Origin of the sequence: Dysgonomonas hofstadii (genome assembly GCF_014196915.1) — a bacterium.
GTDB classification, from domain to species: Bacteria; Bacteroidota; Bacteroidia; order Bacteroidales; family Dysgonomonadaceae; genus Dysgonomonas; species Dysgonomonas hofstadii.
Genome location: NZ_JACIEP010000004.1, coordinates 62642 through 84170 on the forward strand (window position 1 = coordinate 62642; position 21529 = coordinate 84170).

Sequence of the window (21529 nt, forward strand, 5' to 3'; positions counted from 1 at the left end):
CTATGATGAAAACTGGAAATTACATTTTGTGTCTTTTGTTAGCGTTGGCAATTCCCGGCCTTTCATTTTCCCAAAAAGGATGGGACTATGTTAAGGAAATAGAGAAAAACATTAAACCTCCGGTATTTGCAGACAAAAATTATAATATCGTTCATTTTGGAGCTGAAAAAGGTGGTGTAAAGGATGCCCGTACAGCTATAAATGCAGCTATAACTCAATGTAGCAACGATGGAGGTGGACGGGTTACTGTACCTGCAGGCAAATATTATATAAAAGGTCCGGTAATATTAAAGAGCAATGTCAATTTACATTTATCGGAAGGTGCGGAATTGGTATTCAGTAGCGATGAAAAAGATTATCTTCCGGCGGTGCTTACCAGATGGGAAGGTACCGAGGTATTTAATTATTCACCTCTTATATATGCCTATCAGGTTGAAAATATTGCCATAACCGGAAAAGGACTGTTAAACGGACAGGGCTCTAAAAATATTGCCACATGGAAACCTAATCAGAAAGAAGACCAGAAGCTTATACGCAAGATGGGGCGTGATGGTGTGCCTGTATACGAACGTTTGTTCGGGGAAGGTCATTGGCTTCGTCAGGCATTTGTGGAGCCCGTAGGATGCCGGAATATACTTATAGAAGGGGTTAAAATAACGGATGCTACTTTTTGGGTAATACATCCTGTTGCTTGTGACAATGTAACTGTGCGCGATGTGGTTATAGACAGTTTTAATCCTAACAGCGATGGTTTCGACCCCGAATCAACAACAAATGCATTGATCGAAAAATGCCATTTCCGGACTGGAGATGACGGTGTGGCTATTAAATCGGGACGCGATCAGGATGGTTGGAGAATAGGACAACCGACCGAAAACATAATTGTACGTGATTGTACCTTCGAAAGCCATGCAAACGGAGTATGTATCGGCAGCGAAATTTCGGGAGGAGTCCGCAATGTTTTTATTGAAAATGTTACCATTCCTAAAGCCAGCAATGGTATATATTTTAAATCGAATCTTGACCGTGGCGGATATATTGAAAATGTTTGGGCACGTAACATTAAAATAGATTCTGTTAAAACGGCGGTGAAATTCGATCCTGATTATAAATCGGAAAGTAAAGAAAACTATCCTACTCGTTATAGAGGCTTTGTCATCGAAAATGTAGACTGCCACTATGCTTCACATAATGCACTTGAAATTAATGGTTTCGAGAATATGCCGGTGACTGATGTAACACTGAAAAATGTCAGGGTCAAAAACACACGGGCTGCCTATGAGATACAGAACGCACGTAAAGTTTCGTTACAGAATGTTGTTGTTAACGGAAAGCCGGTGACACATATAGAACCGGAGAAAACAATATCCCTGAATGGCCTATGGGATGTCCGTCTGACAGACGAAAAGCCGGACAGTTATGCTTCCAAAGTTCCTGTTCCCGGAATACTTACAATGTCCAGCCCCCTAGTGGCAGAAGGATTACACGGTAATGATCTGAAAGATGATGTGGGTTATAATTATGTATGGTATCATTTAGATTTTGATGTGAACGAAGAACATTACAAGTCGGCGATCCTGAAAATCAGGGCAAAATATAACGCATTAGTATTCCTTAATGGAAAAGAAATAGGGTATGATCATCATTGTACGTACTCTCATGCTGAATTTGATATCAGTAATGCAATTAATTACCAGGGGAGTAACGAGTTGGTTGTCCGTGTGGGCAGCTGGAATACAGCGTCCTCCCCATCGAAGGAGAATAGCTCGGAATGGTGGCGTAATTCAAGAGCTCCGGGTCTGTGGGATGATGTATCTATCGAACTGGGAAATTCAGTTGGGATTAAGCATATTAAGGTTTTACCCGAAATTAATAACAGGCTGACTCTCTGTGATGTGGAAATAGCAAACAAAGATAACACTAATGCGGACCTGACTGTAACGGCATCGATCTTTGACGGTGATTTCCTTGTCAGCAATGTGACAAGCAAGGTTAAGATTGGAAAAAACAACAACCAGGTCGTTTCAATGAAAGTACCTTCAGAGATGCTGCAATATTGGACTGCCGGAAAGGAAGGAACCCCGAAGCAATATTGTATGAATGTCTGTGTAGCTGATGCTCAGGGGAATATTGTCTCCGACAAAAGTACAATGTTTGGATACCGCAACATCGAAGTTCAGGGTAAAGATGTGTTATTGAACGGAGAAAAAATAATGTTCCGGGCCGAAAATATAGCATTTGTGAGGGCTCTGAACCGTTGGCAGAATGTAATGTTCGATGAAACCTGGATACGCAATTTTTTACGTACGGCTGTTCAGGATTATAATTTTAATTATCTGCGCATTCATCTGGGACATGCTTACAGCAAGTGGTATGAAATTGCCGATCAGGAAGGTATAATGCTTCAGGACGAATGGCGGTATATGCATGATGACGAACCTGTCGGGAAGGATCTTGAAGAAGTGGGAATAGAATTTCGCCGTTGGATAAAACAAAACGTAAATCATCCGTCGATTGTTACATGGGATCAGGAAAATGAAGGGCATGTAAGGCTCGAAGACCTGAAAGCCGAACTTAGAAAATACGACCCTACCCGCCTGTGGGGAGAAGATGACTTCTACGCTAAACATGTGTATGACTATTCGGAACAAGTTATATCTGCTCCTTTTTTCCAACAGGCAACGGATTGCCCTTCGACAATACTGGAATCATGCCGCTTATGGACCAATGAGTTTGGATTGCTGGAACCACGTGAAGATTATAAAACAAGCCGGACATCAACAGGTTGGGGAGTATTTTATTACGATAGCAATATAATAGGCCAGTTACTAGCCGATTTACACGCAGATATAGGCACCTATTACCGTAAAACCCGGCTTCAGGCTTGGGCTCCGTTTGCATTACTCAGTGGGTGGGTTAACGGACAGAATTTCCTGCTGGGAAATATTGCGGATTCTTTGACAGTGCAGCAAAATCTGCAACTATCATTAACCAGGTTGAATGAACCGGTAGGAGTATCGGTAGATATGCTTCAGTGCCAGGAATGGTATAACCAAAAAACAATCTATAAGCCGGGAGCCAGCTATACGAAAGATGTGGTAGCATGGAACGATTTTGGAACAGATGCAAAAGTTAATGTTGTATTAAAGATTAAATCTATTGACGGAGAAGAGGTTAGTAGTCAGCAGTCGGCATTATTAATACCAAAATATGAATCTTCCGGTGTTCAGATGAAGTTTATAGCACCTAACGGTAACGGCTGTTACATATTAGAGCCAACACTCATTCTTGAAGATGGTTCGGTCATAACAGGGCCTCAGCGTAGAATACTCGTTGCTAAAAACATGGATAAAGAACTGGAAGGTTATATGGCATTTGGAGGCAGACGTACTCCGATAGAGGGAGGTGAGTCATGTATCAGGAATTTCCTCAAGTTCGACCCTCCGGCTAAAGTAGTTGAGACAATCATAAAAGTTGCCGAAGGTAATTTACTCGACAGATTATCATTAACTGATAATATATATACTATGCAATCGACTTCTTATAAAAATATAAATGAATTCACAATAACAACAACTAAAATTGACAACACTGGCAAAATACTTTTTACAGAAAAAGCGAATGCTATGAATTATGTCGATTTGCCAAAGGGAACCCGCGATATTATCGCAGAACTGATAGGGGCAGTACCTGTAGACGAATCCAGAATAATTGTAAGGAAAAATGAAGGCTACACAAACTATGATGTACGCTTAAATGAAAGCGCAATACGTTGCAAACTCTCTATAAATGATGACGGAACTGTCAGGGATAAAAAAGTAATCAAACAATAGTTCTTGAACAGGGCAAAAATTAATGATCATTTTTATTAAAAAAAGTATCAACGAAACCTATATTAATCTAATTTTAAAGCACATGAAAATTCTATTAAAAACTAGTGTAATTATTGTAATATTATTACTTTGCACAACAACTTTCGGATATTCACAGGGTAAAGGCATCCTTACTGGGAAAGTTATTGATAATAACGGCGAAGCACTTCCCGGAGCCAGCGTGGTGGTTAAAGGAACTACCATCGGAACAGCATCTGACCTTAACGGCCACTATATGCTCAATGGGCTTGAAAGCGGAAAAATTACGATTGTTGTAAAATATCTGGGCTTTGACAATGTTGAGGAAGCAATCGATGTAAAAGCAGGAGGAACCTTAACTAAAGACTTTGTAATGATGGAAAATGCAAAGGCTTTAGGAGAAGTTGTCGTTTCGGGAATGGTGGCAGGCCAGCAACGGGCACTCAATCAGCAAAAAGCAGCAGACAATATGATGCAGGTAGTGTCAGCAGACGAAATGGGTCGTTTCCCCGATCTGAATGTTGCGGAAGCCCTGCAACGCCTGAGCGGGGTAACTATCAGCCGTTCAAGAGGGGAAGGATCGGCCGTACAGTTACGAGGAACACCAGCCAACTTTGTTAATATTCAGGTAAATGGTGAACAGATGATGGGATCTACGGAAGATGGCAGCAGGAATACAACTCTCGATGTTATTCCATCCGATATTTTATCTTCTATGGAAGTCCAAAAAACTTTGCTGCCTTCAAATGACGGGGATGCTATTGCCGGAGTTATCAATATGCGTACGGGAACAGCCCGTAGCCTGAAACCAAGGATATCCATCGATATTAGTTCCGGTTTTAATGTTTTGCGCGAAAAGTTGCCAGTAAATGTAAAGGCAGGTTTTCAGAAAAGATTCTTTCCTTCGGATAAAAATCCGGACGGTCTTTTTGGTATCGCAGCTAATGCAAGTTATTACAAAACGAATAACGGATATGACCGCTTAGAGGCTGATCGCTGGAGAGCCAATACTCTGCTGGATGCAAAAGGCAATAAGATTGAGGGTACAGAAGGAACATATGTGCCTACCGATTTTCGCTACCGTTATCAGGAAGGATCAAGAACCCGTACAGGCGGTACCATTACTTTAGACTATGCTCCGGATGTGAAATCCAAAATTGTATTGAGTTTTATGTATAACAGGCGTGATGACGATGATACACGTTATCGCCGCCGTATACGTTATCGTGGTGGCTTTTTCGATATGGGAGATGGAAAGATCGGTACAGACCGTGTAACTACTGTAATGCAGGTGACTGATCAGCGAATCAAGCTTGACAACTATAATTTTAACCTTGATGGAGAAACAACTCAGGGAAATTGGAAATTAGACGCAGGTGCATTCCTGAATATATCCAGAAGAAAAGGAATAAATCCTCAATTCAATTTCGAAACACCGGATTGGCGAGCAAATGGAAAAGATATAAAAGGAACGGATGACGGGAATGGTAAGCCTATACAGATCAAGAAAAATACAGTATTGGCACAACTGCCTTCTTTTGCAACAAAATATTTAGCTTCCGAAAACTTATATACTCCGGCTGTTGGCGGAGCTATGGACGATCCGTCACGTTTTTCACTGAAGAATATTGAAAATAATGATAATCAGTTGAACGGACGTAATATAACAGTACGTGGAAACGCCGCTTTAAATTATCTTATTAATGATGAATTTGCTTCAAATTTTTCTTTTGGGGTAAAAGGTAAATTCATGTTTAATGAGAGGTACAGGTTAACTTCATCTACCGAGTTGATACCTAATGGAGACCCATTATACTTTAGTGACTTTTTATACAGAGATGAAGTTAGTTCAAACTTCCTGAATGGCAATTTGAATTTTGGACCGGCGCCAAGCCTGAGCAAGGTAAAAGATTTTCTGAATCAAAATCCTGATAGATTTGATCTGAATGAACATAAGACCAATTACAGAAGGGATGCCCATTTTTATGAAGGAATCGAAAATGTTGTAGCCGGTTATATAATGAATAAGAGCCAGTTTAACAAGCTTATGGTTATTGTTGGTGTCCGTCTCGAAAACACAAATGTGGACTATAAAGCAAACAGGGTGTTTCAGTATGATGCGAATGCAGATCCAAACGTGAACGGAGGACAGCTGCCGGGAGCTAATCCGGAAGATTACAAATACACTGCGTATACCTCCACTCCGGCCGATTCATCTATGAATTATACAATGATTTTACCAAATCTCCAATTCAAGTATGACGTGGCTAAGAATACAATCTTACGTTTGGCATGGACAACGGGATATTCTCGTCCCAATCTTCCGGACATTGTTCCTTCTATAGATATCAATGATGAAACAAGAAAATTGTTAATGGGTAATCCTTCTTTAAAGCCCGCATATGCTCACAATTTAGATTTGCTATTTGAACATTACTTGCAAAAAGTAGGCTTATTGTCGGGAGGTGTGTTTTATAAACATATAGATAAATTCCTGTATCGTAGTGAAGGTCTATTGACTGATACGTCCAATCCGTATTACAAACACGGAGCTGAAGCTGATGACCAATATATCCTGACTCAACCTCAAAACGGGAAAAATGCTTACGTATATGGAGCGGAATTAACCTTCAATTCAACGCTTTATTTCTTACCGGGCTTCCTTAAGAATCTAGTTTTCACAAGTAACTATACATTTACGAACTCGAAAGCTACAACAGATGCCAGCCGTGGAAAACTAAGACTTCCCGGACAGGCAAAACATACAGGAAACATTGCATTAAGTTATTCTACTGAAAAACTGACACTGCAAGCATCCGCAAACTACAATGGCGAGTTTACATATGCTTTGGGAAGCAATAACGAAGAAGATCTTTGGGTTGACAAGCGCTGGCAATTAGACCTTAATGGTTCGTACAGGATTACAAAAGGTTTGACAGTATATGCAGAAGCAACAAATGTGCTGAATGCTCCCGCATTCATATATATGGGCAACAAGTCGCGTGTATACGATCTGGAGTATACCGGTGTATTCCTGAGAACAGGATTTTCATATAGATTCTAAGATTTGTATAATATAGGGTACGCTATTTAGTGCCATTTTAAAAGGACGGGGTTATTCGTGAAAGAATAGTCCCGTTTTTGTATCTTATTCCCGTTAAATGTCTGATTTGGCTCATGTAAGGTGCACAGTATTTAGTCATTTTGTGAAGGCAGATATAAAAACTCCCGGTAATCTCAGGAATGAAGAATACCGGGAGTAGAAGTATTAATTAAACACGACTATCGGTTAAGTTTCATAACTTCAGTTGCTGCCAGCAGGAATGCACCTACTCCATAAGGAGCAGTCATTTCTCCATCTACCGTTCGGGGAGCATGCCCGATAGGTTGCACATAGCCCAGTTTACCATCTTCATTGACATAGCTTTTTAATGCACTCCATCCTTTTTCTACGACAGGCATATATTTATCCTTGTCCAATATGCCTTTATTAATTCCCCATGCAAGGCCATGTACAAAAAAGCCGGATGCACTGTTTTCGGGATGCGGATATGCTTCCAAATCAGACATGCTGGTGTGCCATGAACCATTCTTATCCTGACATGCAATAATTGCATCTGTCATTTCCTTATAAAGATTAAGGTAATAATTATAACTTACATGCCATACAGGTACATCGTTCAGCATAAATGTCAGACCCGAATAAACCCATCCGTTTCCTCTACTCCAAAATACTTTTTCACCATTAGTTTCTTTTGCATCCGTAAAACGCAGGTCCCGTATAAATAAACGTTTCTGCTTATCGTACAATGAATCACATGTCACCTGAAATTCGGAAAAACAAAAATCCAGATATTTTTCATTTGTCTTCAGTTTATATAACTGGGCATAAACCGGCGGCGCCATAAATAAGGCATCACACCATCCCCATCGGTCCCGGTTCGGCTTATTTTTAACAGTTCTGAGTGATCCATCCATCGGATTGTCTATTATGTAGTTAACCCTTTCAACTACTTTATTTATCATTTCCGGCCTGTTATATCTTTTATATAGCCTGATATATGTTTGCCCTATACACAGATCATCGGCATCATATACACGATCCAGCATTCCCCAGTCGAGGTCTTCACCTACCTGAATTAAAAAATTGTCTATTTTCTTGGACTCCTGATATTCACCCCATTCGATAAGTCCCCGGTATAAGGCAGCATGTACCCATCCGGCTTCAGGTGCCATCGTGTCGGGAAAATTGATCATCTGCCATTCAGCTACCTTATTAATTAAATCAATTTCCTTACTTCTTGCAGTATCTTCACTGCATGAGACGATTACAATAAGGCAAAAAACCGCCCAGATAATATGTTTTTTCATTACTTAAATAATTAAAGTTTAGTTCTATCCCGAAGTTACTTTTCTTTGTGAAATGATATATAACTTAAATCTTTACTATATGTATAATCGTTAATATGTTTCCTTGCTTGGATGTTTGAAAATGATGCAACAATGTTTGTATTTCATTATTAATTCACAATAATGTATTAATAGTCAGTATATAAAATGTTTTATAACTATATTAATAACCTTGATATAAATATATGATAGGTAAATCAACATTCCTATTTTACAAATTGCACTTTATCTACCCAATAGATATTTCCATCAGAATCAACATCCTCTTCATTGTGAAAATTTTCTTTTTTATATATTGACATAGATGCTAAGCTATAGCTTCTATTATCAAAATGCACATATATCATATTATCATCTGCATTTCCAAAAGAAAAGACAGGGAACTTCAATTCAAATTTCGCCATAAAGTAATTTTGCTATGCCTTCAAAGGAATTTGCTTTTTCGATTAATATGATTAACTCTTCTACTGTTCCAAAAGATTCCTCCCAAATATTAGGCATCTGTTTTACGTCCGGATTATCGATTCTCTGAAGTCAGATAGGCTTATTTCTTCAACTTTATCTGTATATTCAATATCTACTAAAACATGCTGTTTTCAGCTATTAAAAGGTAGATATTTAGTTAATAAAATATGCATCTTTAGCTAAATAAATATTTCCATTTGAGTCGATTATTTTTTTATTGTTATAATAGCCTTCTAAAAAAAAGATCTAGAACATATTGGTACTAATAACTATAAATCACATAAAAAATTATATAGATCAGGTAATGATTTAATGGTACGTTCTCTCCAAGAAGTGCACTTTATGAATCGTTTACTATCTCAAAAATATTTTGAAGTATGCTACGTAAAGATTTTTATTGTTCGAGAAAAAATGCTTTATCCCGATTTTACGGTTCATAATACAAAAACTAACATTATTTTTTATTGGGAGCATTTTGGGCTTTCAGAAGATGCACGTTATATGGAGAAAATGGCAGAAAAAATTAAATTATATAAAGAATTTGGATTAACGAATATCGAAGAGGGCGGGTGTTTCATTGGTACAATTTTTAAAGAAGAGTCTCATTTTACTAAACTCGTAGATGACTTTATTGAAAAAATCAAAGCAATAGTTCCTGCAGGAGTAGTATAGCATTATTTTAATAACTGGAAGTGCATTTACAACTTTCCAATGGCAGTTCATATTCTTCGCAAATTGACCTTACCGGCCAGTTTGATAGTTTTCTTTCCCCTGTCATATACATCGCTATGGAGATACGTCTGGGATTAATGGGTATGGAAACAATTGTGACTGGCTGGGAAACCGGAGAGGAAGGTGATATTGAAATCTAAACCAAGGGGAGGCTGCTCCCATAATAATTATCATAATAATTTAATCAATATGAAAAAGTATTTTTCATTGACAGCATTGGCTGTACTTGTATTATTAACTGTATCATGTAATAATGAGGATTCTAAAGATCCGGATATCAATGATGACAAATTGAAAATCCAAACTGTAATTCAGGAACAGCTGACCTATGCACCCGTATCGGATTTCAGTGAAGGATCGGCTCTGAGCCTGTTTGTTACGACCGGTGAATTGGGAGCCAATTACCCTACGGACCCTTTCAATAATTTAAAAACGGTATTAAATACTACGGGATGGCAAATTCAGACATCTGTCCGTCTATCCGGTACTGAGGCTACTGTCTTTGCATTTTACCCTTATACCACAACCCTCGGTAATGGAACTTCCATTGAATTGGACCATACCAAACAGATAGGCTATATGTTTGGATCAAACAGTGAAGGAGAAGATCCGGTAACAGCTATAAATCCGAAAGTCAGGCTTACGATGAGGCATGCCCAGGCTATGATACAGTTTATACTCAATAAAAAATTACACAGGGTGACTGGATAGAGGGACCGAACAATCCTGTCGATATATTCTAAGTAAACATTTTTTTATAAACAATTAAATTTTATTCAAATGAAAAAGATTCTTTTTATGGCGGTTATGTCCGCAATGTTATTCTCATTTCCCAGCTGTAACAATGATGATTCCCAGGAAAATATTTCAAAGACAGCAGATCTGCGTGTTGAAACGGAAATCGCCGGTATGGCATCGACTTATGCTCCTGTTTTTGCTTTTGTTGAAAATTCAAAGTTAAGCCTGTGGGTTACGCCCGGCACATTGGGAACAAATTATAATCTTGGGCCATATAACAACGTTTTGGCAGAATTTAAAAGTGGAAAATGGCAACTGACACCACAGGTAAAACTCAGTGATACCCCAGCTACGATCTATGCTTTCTATCCATATGGGACCAGCTATACCAATGGTAAGGATAATATGGCTATATATCATACGAATCAGATAGATTATATGTTTGGCTCCAATGCAGAGGGGCAAGAGCCTGTGAACCGCAATAATCCGCATGTCAAATTACGGATGAAACATGCCCTGTCATTACATCAGTTTAAAATCAATAAAATGAATTATCCGGGTGAAGCCAAGTTGACGCGAGTTGAAGCGTATAATTCTTCGGGCAAGAATGATATGTGGAGTGCTGCTTATCTTAATATTGCTACCGGGGAACTCACACAGAACAATAATAACTATAATCCTGCATTTGTAGAGAACCCAAATGGCCTGATCACGATTCCTGATCAAAAACCGACCGAAGAGAAAGATTATGTGAACCTACTCGTTATGCCGGTAAATAAAACTACTGCACAGAGCAGTATCGTATTTAAGTTTATAGTCGACGGAACTTCATATACCTATGGAGTACCAGTTAATACAACATGGAAACAAGGCACAAAGTATACATATAATGTAACCCTGAACGGCACCGAATTGACAATCGATGATATAGTTATTACCGATTGGCTGACAGGTCCGGAAAACTCTCTGAATCTTTATTAATTGTATTTGAACATATTGAGTGCGGGAAGTAAAGTCTTTATTATCTTCCCGTACTTACTAAACCAATAAAAATCCAATCATTATGAGATTTTATATTTTGGGCATTCTATCAATTTTAACCATGCTGTATGGTTGCGACAGGGATGAGGAGCACCAGGAGTCCGGTACAAAAGGTATTCAGCAGGTAAGATTTGTGGTAAATCCTGAAACGTATGCTACCGATACCCGTTTTGAGGAGGGTGACCTGATTGGTATTTATGCAGTAAAACAAGGAACGGACCTGAAAGCTACTGGAAATTTTGCTGATAACAAACAATACCGTTTTGACGGAAAGTCTCTATTACCGTTTTCGGAAAATGATAAGATATTATATATGCATGCCGATAAGCTGGAGTTTTATGCCTATTATCCGTATCAGGAAAATGTGGAGGATGCTACACAACTACATTTGAATGCTGCAGAAGGGCAAGCGGATAATCCTTCACAAAGTGACCTGCTATGGGCCAGTAATATTACCGGGATAATGAACAACGCCATCTCCCTTAATTTTACCCATATGTTGGCACTGGTGGAGGTGAAATTTAACTCAGTATCAGGTAAGAAACCTGCATTTGCCCAACTATACAGCAAGTCACCATCGGTTTTGTTGAACCTTAAGACTGGTAATATTACAGAAAAGAGTGCTGAAAAGCAGCTCAATAATATGAATTTATATCATTCTAGTGGTAATTTTTATACATACCGTTATATTGTACCCCATCAGGATATCATTAAAGGAGATACATTATTTATTTTTAATGTTGAGGGTTGTAAACGGATTTTCAAGGCTGTTGAAGACCTTAGCTTGAAATCATCGGTAAAAAATCAATTTGAATGTGCCCTGCAATACCGGATTGATACGAATACTGAAGGCGAAGGCAATGTATTTGGCAATGGAATTTATAATTATGGCGAACCAGTGAAGGTTCTTGGCATAGCAAATTCGGGATATAAATTCGTAGGATGGTACGAAAACGGAGAACTTGTATGCGATCAACTTGTATTCGAATTTACCGCAGAAAAAGATAGAAGCTTGATTTGTAAATTTGAGTTTGATAATATCAGGGAAATAATAGTAAGCAGTTCAGGGGGAGGTTCTACTGATGGCGGTGGTGTATATATCATAGACGAAGAATGTACTGTTAAGGCAACAGCTTATCCTTCCTATTATTTCCAGGGGTGGTATGAAAAAGGGAGCCTGGTATCCCAAGAAAAAGAATATAGCTTCGGTGTTTTAAGTAACAGGGTGCTGGAAGCGCTTTTCTTACCCTATAATGTATTTGTTGAAGTCAAATTTTACGGTTTGGGATTTGGAGTTAATGGTAGCGGCCCTATTGCCTATGGCTCAGCCAAAGTAGATGCCTATTATATACAGGATGGGGTGAAGAAGTCGTATTCTCCCGGTAATGAATTCAGTCTATATATTTCGTTCGGGTATACGGCTGCTCATGCAACTACTGGAAGCGATATGGGATATATGATCTGTTCAAATCTACAATTAAAAGTCAATGCTTTCAGTGAGGATAATATCTTTCGGTTATTTTATTGGGATAAGGCACTTGTATCTCCCCACAAGATGTCTGACCTGAATACAATCCTGAATATGCGCCTTGATAGATCTTCTGATCAGAGTACCAGAGTATATACCTTTATCGATACTACCGTTGGTTTCTATAGGGAGGATCCATGGTCAGGCCTAGAAGAAAACTATTCGTTAATCAAATTACTGGCTAATCAACGCGACAGTAATTACTAACGCTAATTCAATCTTTTATTTTAATTAAACCAATTACAATATGAAAACGAGATTATTCATGTTGTGGGGGCTCTTTGTCCTCTTCACAACACATGTTAATGCACAATGGACAGTTTGGGATCCGAGTAATTTTACCCAGAGTATAGTAAATACTACCAAACAGATTGTACAGACATCCACAACTGCACAAAATATGATCCGGAATTTCGAGGAAACCGTAAAAATATATAATCAGGGCAAGGAATATTATGATAAGTTAAGATCGGTGAATAACCTGGTAAAAGATGCGCGGAAAGTTCAGAAGACCATCCTGATGGTAGGTGATATTTCGGATATCTATGTGGTCAACTTCCAGAAGATGATGACAGATGAGAATTTCAGTGTCGAGGAACTGAATGCTATCGCTACAGGTTATGCTAAGTTGTTGGAGGAAAGTAGCGGGGTTCTCAATGACCTGAAAGATGTCGTTAATGTCACTACTCTGTCGATGACTGACAAGGAACGTATTGATGTCGTTGACAGGGCATATAATTCTATGCTGAACTACCGGAATCTGGTACAGTATTTCACCAATAAGAATATCGGGGTATCCTATCTCAGGGCTAAGAAAAAAGGCGAGACAGCAAGGACTAATGCCTTGTATGGTAATCCTTCAGACAGATACTGGTGATTTCAGTTAACAGTTATCAGTCAACAGTTAACAACGCAAAAGTCAATAGGTATGAATAGATATACTCTGCTATTTCATTGGCATATTGGCACATTGTCTAATTTTCAAATTGGTATTTATGGATTTCGATCAATTTCACCAAACTCTCCGCCTGCTATACGACCAGATGATACCTCTGTGCAGTAATATGATAGGTATTGCCAAGGGTATAGCCGGTCTGGGTGCTTTGTTCTATATCGCTTACCGGGTCTGGCAAAGCCTTGCCCGTGCAGAGCCCATTGATGTATATCCTCTGTTACGTCCCTTTGCGATTGGGATTTGTATTATGTTCTTTCCATCTATTGTATTAGGTACACTCAATAGTGTTATGAGTCCTGTGGTTAAGGGAACAAACCAGATGATGCAGTCTGAAACATTCGATATGAAAAAATTTGCCGAACAAAAGGATAAACTGGAGTACGAGATTAAAAGAAAGAATCCGGAGACAGCTTATTTGGTCGATGACGAAATTTTTGAGACTGAGCTTAAAAAACTGGGAATTACAGATGTCGGCGAAAAGGCAGGAATGTATATTGACCGTGCGGCTTATAAATTTAAAAAATGGTTTCGGGAGTTATTCCGTAATTTCCTGGAGCTGGTCTTTCAGTCCGCGGCATTGGTCATTGATGTGATACGTACCTTTTTCCTGATCGTACTGGCAATTCTCGGTCCGCTGGCGTTTGCCATATCTGTCTGGGATGGGTTCGGCTCAACACTTACCCAATGGATATCCAGGTATCTGACCGTATACCTGTGGCTTCCCGTTTCCGACCTTTTTAGTTCTATTCTTGCTCGGCTTCAGTCTCTGATGCTGCAGGCTGATATCGAACGCATGACTGCCGATTCTAATTATTCATTGGATTCATCCGATGCTATTTATGTGATTTTTCTGATAATCGGCATAGTCGGGTATTTTACTATACCAACGGTTGCAGGGTGGATCATACAGGCCGGAGGAATGGGTAATTACGGTAAGAGTGTTAATGCGACTGCCGTCAAAGCCGGTTCTATAGCGGCCGGAGCAGCTGGAGCAACATCAGGTAATATCGGAGGCAGGCTGATGGGGCGGTGAGCCGAAGGCTCAATAAGCTAATTAATTTATAAGCCAATTTGCCAATGAAAATCAATTATAAACCAACAATAATCAAGCATCAACAAGATACATTGGTATATTGGCACATTGTCAAATTTTCAAATTGATTTTATGGAATTCAAATCATTAACAAATATAGAAACAAGTTTCAAGCAGTTGAGGATATTCAGTATTGCTTTTCTGGTTCTGTGTGCGGTCATTACTTCCATATCGGTTTATTGGGCGTATGATTTCGCAGAAAAGCAACGCCAAAGAATCTATGTACTCGATGGCGGTAAATCGTTGATGCTTGCCCTATCACAGGACTTGTCACAGAATCGGCCTGTTGAAGCGCGCGAACATGTCAGGCGTTTCCACGAACTGTTCTTTACCCTGTCTCCTGATAAAAGTGCTATCGAGAGTAATATACAGCGTGCGTTGATGCTATCCGACAAAAGTACTTTCAATTATTATAAAGATCTGTCCGAGAAAGGATACTATAACCGGGTTATTTCAGGGAATATCAACCAAAACCTTGTTGTAGACAGCATTTCCTGCAATTTTGACATGTACCCTTACCGTATAGCCACCTATGCAAGGCAGATGATTATCCGTGAAAGTAATATTACAGAACGTAGCCTTATTACTTCCTGCCGTCTGTTGAACTCGGTACGCTCCGATAATAATCCCCACGGATTTATCATTGAAGCTTTTGATATACGAGAGAACAAGGATTTAAGGGTATTGGACAGATAAAACAATAAATTATGAAAAAGAAAATAAACACCCTTTGTATGTCCCTGAAAGACAATATAGATGATAAACTCCGCTATTTGTGCGGTCTTATTTCGCCAGACATCAGACTGGCAATCATTATTCTGCTTTTACTGGCAGGCCTGGTATTGAATTTCTATTTTATGTTTTCAACCATTAACAACTGGTCGAATAGAAAAAATAAAATGAAAATAGAACATATGAATAAGTCTGAAATAAGAAAGCAGGGAGAGGTTGAACAGATAAAAAACGATGGATATGATAAAGATGAAGAATAAGATATTATCGGAGTTAATCGCCTTATCAGTACTTCTTTGTCTGCTGGGTACTTCTTGTAAAAAACAGCAGCCAGAGCCATTACCTGAAATAAAGGAGTATTACGATCCCTATGCACCTGTTCCTAAAAGTAAGTTTGACAGCGTAAAAGTAGCACAGGCACTATCCGGTGCTACAGATAATGACAGTCTGCTATTATTAACTGAAAAAATGAATGATAATGAGCGCGACTACTAAAAATGATAAAAAGCAACAGCTGAAGAAATATGTTGTTTTCGCTTTGATGTTCATCGCCTTTGCCGGCTGTATGTGGTTGATCTTCGCTCCATCCGAAGCTGAAAAGGAAAAACAAAAAGAAGGAACGGGTTTCAATGCCGATATTCCCGATCCTAAAAAGGATGAGATCATTGCCGACAAACGGGATGCTTATGAACAGGAACAACTCAAGCAGAAACAAAAAGACAGGATGCGTTCTTTAGATACTTTTATGATGGATACCGCAGGCGATACATCCAAGATAACAGATGAAGAACCTGAGGTTCATACTGCTGTTCAACCTTCTTTGCGACAAACCAACCGCAATGCGATCCAGACTTCCCATGCCGTTTACAATGATATCAACAGGACATTGGGTAATTTCTACGAACAGCCAAAAGAAGATCCCGAAAAGGAGGTGATGAAAAAGAGGCTGGAAGACCTCGAAGCAAAGCTGGAAGAAAAGGAAACCCGTAAATCACAGATGGATGAACAGTTGGTATTGATGGAAAAATCGTACCAGCTTGCGGCCAAATATATGCCGCAGAGCCAGAGTGAAGGTTCTCCATATTCACAGGAATATGGAATGTCTGCCGAACAGATGAAAAATAAAATAGTCAAATCATCATCCAAAAAGCCGAAAGCTGTGCCTGTCCATCAACTCATGAAAACGGTTGTCTCTTCATTGTCCCAGCGGCTGAGTGACGAAGAGCTGATGGAACGTTATGATAGGGAACGCAATTACGGTTTTAACTCGATGGATAAACTACAGGTGAACAGTCAGAAAAATACAATCTCAGCCTGTATACATGACGAGCAGAAAGTAACCGACGGACAATCACTGCGTATGCGCCTGACTGAGCCGCTCATTGCCGGAAATACATATATTCCTGTAAATACCATGCTGACCGGGCATGCCAAAATGCAGGGTGAAAGACTTGAAGTATCGGTCTCTACAATTGAACATGAAGGTAAGATCATTCATGTGGAGATGACAGTCTACGATTCGGACGGACAGAAAGGGATCAATATTCCTGGCTCGATGGAACTTAATGCGGCTAAAGAGATTGCCGCCAATATGGGCAGCAACCTAGGCTCTACCATCAATATCTCACAACAAAGTGCAGGACAGCAACTCATAAGCGATGCCGGAAGAGGACTTATCCAGGGAACATCGCAATATCTGGGTAAGAAATTCAGGACAGTTACCGTAACCCTGAAAGCGGGATATAAAATCATGCTATTACCTAAAGAAGATTAAATATAAATCACTAAAAATAAAGAAACAATGAAACAATTTATAGTATTGATATCACTACTGATTTCTTTTTCTGCCGTATATGCACAACAGGAAACAGAACAGTCTGATAATAGACCTGTTATAGGACGGTTACAGGAGCAGCCATCCGAGGGGGACCTGTACCAGGGCTTAACCCGTAAAATCATGTTCGACCGCATGATACCTCCTTACGGAGTAGAGGTTACATTTGATAAAACGACTACTCTAATTTTCCCTTCTTCTATCAAGGACGTTGATCTGGGTTCTTCCAATATTGTGGCAGCAAGGGCGCAAAGTTCGGATAATGTCCTGCGGGTAAAGGCAGCCATAAGGGGATTTGAAAAGGAAACCAATATGTCGGTCATTACCGAAGAAGGAAGTTTTTACACCTTCAATATCCGTTACGCGGATGAACCTGTCAAGCTTAATATCGAGATGAAGGATTTTATGCATGACGGTGAAGCAGTCAACCATCCCAATAATTCGATGGAGATTTATCTGAAAGACCTTGGTAGCGAATCCCCAAAGGTGGTGCATCTGATCATGCGCTCTATCTATCATGGGGATAAACGCATTATCAAACATATCGGCAGTAAACGTTTCGGTTTGCAATACTTACTGAAAGGTATTTATACGCACAATAATTTACTGTACCTGCATACCCAGATAAAGAATGAATCCAATGTTACTTTCGATATTGACTTTATCCGTATTAAGATTGTCGATAAAAAACTGACGAAGCGTACGGCTATTCAGGAAATGATTATCATACCCCTGCGTGCATTTAACTATGTAACGGAAATACCCGGTAATTCTACCCGGCAAACAGTCTTTACCATTGAGAAGATCACCATACCGGACAATAAGAAACTGATAGTTGAACTTTACGAAAAGCAGGGAGGACGTAACCAGAGCTTTACCATTGAGAATGCCGACCTGGTAAGGGCGGAAAAGATCAATGAACTCAAAGTAAAATAAGGGCTCAGACTCTTTTGTCAAATCTAAAATAGAACATATAATATGTATAGAATCACATTGATTATAACATTGGTATTCTCCCTGAGCCTGTTTATTACCGAAAAAGCGTTTGCACAACGTTACCTGCCCGGACAAAAAGGCATTCAGATAACTGCTTCGGCGGTGGATGGATTTAAGCTGTCCAAGGGAGACGGACAGGCATTCGCACTAGGTATCGGCACGGCTACCTATAACAAAAGCGGCAGCAGGTGGATATTCGCAGCTGAATACCTGCAAAAACAGTATGATTACAGCAGTCGGTATGTTCCCCTGTCACAGTTTACAGGTGAAATAGGTTATTATAAGAAATTCCTCTCCGATTACTCAAAGACCTTTTTCTTTTCTATTGGGGCTTCTGCTATGAGCGGGTATGAAACGGTCAACTGGGGCAAAAAAGAGCTAAAGGACGGAGCCACCCTGACCAATAAAGACAAATTCCTTTACGGCGGGGCTATCGGTCTGGAGATTGAAATTTTCTTTACCGACAGGATGATACTGCTAATTTATGCCAGGGAAAGGTTTTTACCTTCTTCCACGATAGGTAAATTCCATTTTCAGGCTGGTGTAGGAATAAAATTCATTATTAATTAATCGGTAAAAAAACAATATAATGAGAAAATTTGCATCATATCTTATATATACGCTATTGCTTGCTGCAATAGCATGTGCCTGTAGTGACGATATTGACGTTAAGCAGGATTATGAATTCAAGGTTATTAACCTACCCGTGCCCAAAAAACTAAAGAACGGGCAGACAGCCGAAATACGCTGCCAGCTTGTAAAAAGCGGAGACTATCAAAAGGTAAAGTTCTATCTGCGTTATTTCCAGCCCGATGGTAAAGGTATGCTTGCGATGGATGACGGAACCATCTTTGAACCCAATGACAGTTATGAGTTATCAAATGAGACTTTTCGCCTGTATTATACCTCTATGTCTGAGGAACGCCAGACGATTGATATTGTCTTTTTCGACAGTTTTGGAAAAGAGTTCCCGCTTTCATTCGATTTTTATGGAGAGTAGATCGTTATATAAAGTAATAACATAATGATTGAACTAAATTCCTTATAACAATATAATTATTCATTTTTTCTTTTTACAATCTCTTTCCATAAGTATAAGGTCTTAATGCTAAGTTAAATTGTTAGGCTTTAATAAATATGCTTATGGGAAGAGAAATAAACCGACTTAATAAAAACTATGTGCAGTTTTTATCACTTAGATGGAAGTTAAAAGCATCTGATGTTGATAATTTATCCTATTGATCTAACATTCTGAAAACCTATCCGAAACAGTTAAATTTGTTAATCTCTTTGCGTCTGAGTAATTTTTTTACTAAAATTATTCTATAATTGTATTTAAGCTAAAAATCCCAGTGGAATTACTCTCACAATCTATCTCCTTAATACTATTGAAATGAAGACTTATATTATATGTATTTTTTTAATCATTATACCGCTAAATTTATTATTTGCGCAAAAAAATGAAATTGATTCTCTTCTGAAAGTGCTTGATAGAACAATTGAGCAGCGGGAGTCTTATGTCGAGACTAGAAGGAATAAAATTGACAGCCTTACCAAAATCATTAGTAAAAAGAATCTTACTGAATCCGAAAAATATAATATAACACGGGCTTTAACCAAAGAATACCAGCCATATATCTATGATTCGGCTATGATGTATGTAAACCGTAACATCGAATTTGCTCAAAAATGTAATAATAAAGAATGGGTTAATGATTCTAAGATAATACTCTCTCATATTTTAATATCCGGAGGACTTTACAGGGAAGCTATAGATAACCTGATATCGATGAATCGGAAAACATTATCGGGAAATATGCTTAAACGGTATTTTTATTCAATGGAACAGGTTTATCATCATATGAGTATGTATTCGAATGATAATATATATGCTCCTAAGTATGAAAAAATGAGTGGCCAATATCTCGACTCCGCAAAAGTTTTTGTCGATCCCAATTCAAATGAATATAAGCGGCTAACAGCCAGGATACATATAAGAGACGGTCAGATTGATTCTGCAAAATATATACTGAAAGATATGTTGCCTAATTATAAATTTGGGACGCACGATTATGCAATGATATCTTCTACGTTAGCAAATGCTTATGCTATTGAACCGGAAAGCAATGAAAGGAAGAAATACCTTATATTATCTGCAACATCGGATATCATGTCTGCAGTGAAAGAGAACGAATCACTCCGAAATCTTTCTGTTATCTTATTTGAAGAAGGAGTCTTGGATATGGCTTATAATTATTGTACGGTATCAATGGAAGATGCTAATGTTTATAATGCACGATTAAGACGTATAGAAATTGCTAAAACGCAGCCTATCATTGACAAAGCATATACAAGTAAAATAAATGCACAACATAAAGAATTACGTGTTTATTTTATTCTGATTAGTATAATGTGCTGCTTAATGATAGCTTTTCTCGCCGCTCTGTACAAACAAAATAAGACAATCAGAAAATCACGGCGAGCCCTGATCGAAATTAATAAAGAACTGAAAAACCTAAATAACTCATTGTTGGACTCTAATCATATCAAGGAAGAATATATAGGCCATTTCCTCTCTATGTGCTCTGCATATATCGAAAAGATGGAACGATTCCGTTCTACTATCTTTTCAAGAATTACAGCCAATAAGTTTGACGAGTTGAGGGCAATGACCCGTTCCACCGATATGATAGACTATGACATAAAAGAATTGTACAGCAATTTTGACCAGTCATTTATAAAGCTTTATCCCGATTTTATAGAAAAGTTTAATGAACTATTACGTGACGATGAAAAAATATATCCCGATAAAGACGAATTGCTCACGCCCGAGCACCGTATTTTTGCCCTGATCAGATTAGGCATTCAGGATAGTTCCAAGATTGCAAAATTTTTAAGGTACTCTGCAAACACAGTCTATACGTATAAAACAAAAGTGAAGAACAAAGCGAAAGACAGGGCTAATTTTGATGACAAAATAATGAAAATAGGCCTGTATTAATCCATATAATGTCCATATATTTCACAAAACAAACTATATATAATGCATTCATTATAAATAATATAGAATAAAAACAAGAAAAATAAATCCATATTTCATCCTTAGCCCCAAAATCTGAGATTACTTTTTATATACTTTTGATCATAACCGGAA

The 21529-nt window shown here is 38.6% G+C and carries 19 protein-coding genes; 17 read left to right on the top strand and 2 right to left on the bottom strand.

Translation table 11 applies throughout. The features are described from left to right. The first annotated feature begins 2 nt into the window (after positions 1 to 2). Both GGR21_RS06355 and GGR21_RS06360 read left to right on the top strand, forming a co-directional pair. The gene (locus GGR21_RS06355; RefSeq protein WP_221232949.1) at positions 3 to 3833 is read left to right on the top strand and encodes a glycosyl hydrolase family 28 protein; all 3831 of its coding nucleotides are present in this window, start codon (positions 3 to 5) and stop codon (positions 3831 to 3833) included. A gap of 82 nt (positions 3834 to 3915) precedes the next feature. Then, positions 3916 to 6915 carry a TonB-dependent receptor gene (locus GGR21_RS06360; protein WP_183306364.1) on the top strand — a complete coding sequence of 1000 codons (3000 nt, stop codon included), beginning with the start codon at positions 3916 to 3918 and terminating at the stop codon, positions 6913 to 6915. Positions 6916 to 7133: 218 nt separating this feature from the next. On the opposite strand, the gene GGR21_RS06365 is transcribed toward GGR21_RS06360, so the two are convergent. Both GGR21_RS06365 and GGR21_RS06370 read right to left on the bottom strand, forming a co-directional pair. Next, complete coding sequence (locus GGR21_RS06365; protein ID WP_183306365.1) at positions 7134 to 8222, bottom strand: glycoside hydrolase family 88/105 protein; 1089 nt, start codon at positions 8220 to 8222, stop codon at positions 7134 to 7136. Between the two features lie 245 nt (positions 8223 to 8467). Then, entirely contained in the window at positions 8468 to 8665 is a 198-nt protein-coding gene (locus GGR21_RS06370; protein WP_183306366.1) for a hypothetical protein, read from the bottom strand. A gap of 403 nt (positions 8666 to 9068) precedes the next feature. Here GGR21_RS06370 and GGR21_RS06375 point away from each other — a divergent pair, with 403 nt between their 5' ends. From GGR21_RS06375 to GGR21_RS21030, 15 genes are all read left to right on the top strand, one after another. Next, the gene (locus tag GGR21_RS06375) at positions 9069 to 9398 is read left to right on the top strand and encodes a hypothetical protein (protein ID WP_183306367.1); all 330 of its coding nucleotides are present in this window, start codon (positions 9069 to 9071) and stop codon (positions 9396 to 9398) included. Positions 9399 to 9418: 20 nt separating this feature from the next. Then, positions 9419 to 9598: a hypothetical protein gene (locus GGR21_RS06380; RefSeq protein WP_183306368.1), complete on the top strand. Its 180-nt coding sequence runs from the start codon at positions 9419 to 9421 to the stop codon at positions 9596 to 9598. A 49-nt stretch (positions 9599 to 9647) separates the two neighbouring features. Then, positions 9648 to 10169 (top strand): fimbrillin family protein, encoded by a 522-nt coding sequence (locus tag GGR21_RS06385; protein ID WP_183306369.1) that lies wholly within the window; start codon positions 9648 to 9650, stop codon positions 10167 to 10169. A 69-nt stretch (positions 10170 to 10238) separates the two neighbouring features. Then, the gene (locus tag GGR21_RS06390; protein ID WP_183306370.1) at positions 10239 to 11177 is read left to right on the top strand and encodes a fimbrillin family protein; all 939 of its coding nucleotides are present in this window, start codon (positions 10239 to 10241) and stop codon (positions 11175 to 11177) included. A gap of 82 nt (positions 11178 to 11259) precedes the next feature. Next, on the top strand, positions 11260 to 12972 hold the full coding sequence (locus GGR21_RS06395) for a fimbrillin family protein (protein ID WP_183306371.1): 1713 nt from the start codon (positions 11260 to 11262) through the stop codon (positions 12970 to 12972). Between the two features lie 40 nt (positions 12973 to 13012). Further along, complete coding sequence (locus tag GGR21_RS06400; RefSeq protein WP_183306372.1) at positions 13013 to 13642, top strand: DUF4141 domain-containing protein; 630 nt, start codon at positions 13013 to 13015, stop codon at positions 13640 to 13642. Positions 13643 to 13760: 118 nt separating this feature from the next. After that, positions 13761 to 14753 carry a conjugative transposon protein TraJ gene (traJ, locus tag GGR21_RS06405; RefSeq protein WP_183306373.1) on the top strand — a complete coding sequence of 331 codons (993 nt, stop codon included), beginning with the start codon at positions 13761 to 13763 and terminating at the stop codon, positions 14751 to 14753. Positions 14754 to 14885: 132 nt separating this feature from the next. Further along, the gene (gene traK / locus GGR21_RS06410) at positions 14886 to 15509 is read left to right on the top strand and encodes a conjugative transposon protein TraK (RefSeq protein ID WP_183306374.1); all 624 of its coding nucleotides are present in this window, start codon (positions 14886 to 14888) and stop codon (positions 15507 to 15509) included. 11 nt (positions 15510 to 15520) lie between these two features. Further along, positions 15521 to 15805 (top strand): TraL conjugative transposon family protein, encoded by a 285-nt coding sequence (locus GGR21_RS06415; RefSeq protein WP_183306375.1) that lies wholly within the window; start codon positions 15521 to 15523, stop codon positions 15803 to 15805. After that, a complete protein-coding gene (locus GGR21_RS06420) occupies positions 15786 to 16040 on the top strand; it encodes a hypothetical protein (RefSeq protein WP_183306376.1) in 255 nt (84 codons plus the stop codon). The genes GGR21_RS06415 and GGR21_RS06420 overlap by 20 nt, the downstream gene beginning before the upstream one ends. Beyond that, complete coding sequence (gene traM, locus GGR21_RS06425) at positions 16024 to 17319, top strand: conjugative transposon protein TraM (protein ID WP_246348012.1); 1296 nt, start codon at positions 16024 to 16026, stop codon at positions 17317 to 17319. Before GGR21_RS06420 ends, traM begins: the two co-directional genes overlap by 17 nt. Before the next feature lie 27 nt (positions 17320 to 17346). After that, entirely contained in the window at positions 17347 to 18315 is a 969-nt protein-coding gene (traN, locus tag GGR21_RS06430) for a conjugative transposon protein TraN (protein WP_183306378.1), read from the top strand. Between the two features lie 42 nt (positions 18316 to 18357). Continuing rightward, a complete protein-coding gene (locus GGR21_RS06435; RefSeq protein WP_183306379.1) occupies positions 18358 to 18945 on the top strand; it encodes a conjugal transfer protein TraO in 588 nt (195 codons plus the stop codon). 19 nt (positions 18946 to 18964) lie between these two features. Further along, positions 18965 to 19375, top strand: a complete 411-nt coding sequence (locus GGR21_RS06440) for a DUF3872 domain-containing protein (RefSeq protein WP_183306380.1) — start codon at positions 18965 to 18967, stop codon at positions 19373 to 19375. Positions 19376 to 19858: 483 nt separating this feature from the next. Then, positions 19859 to 21376 carry a DUF6377 domain-containing protein gene (locus GGR21_RS21030; RefSeq protein ID WP_183306381.1) on the top strand — a complete coding sequence of 506 codons (1518 nt, stop codon included), beginning with the start codon at positions 19859 to 19861 and terminating at the stop codon, positions 21374 to 21376. Positions 21377 to 21529: the final 153 nt, after the last annotated feature.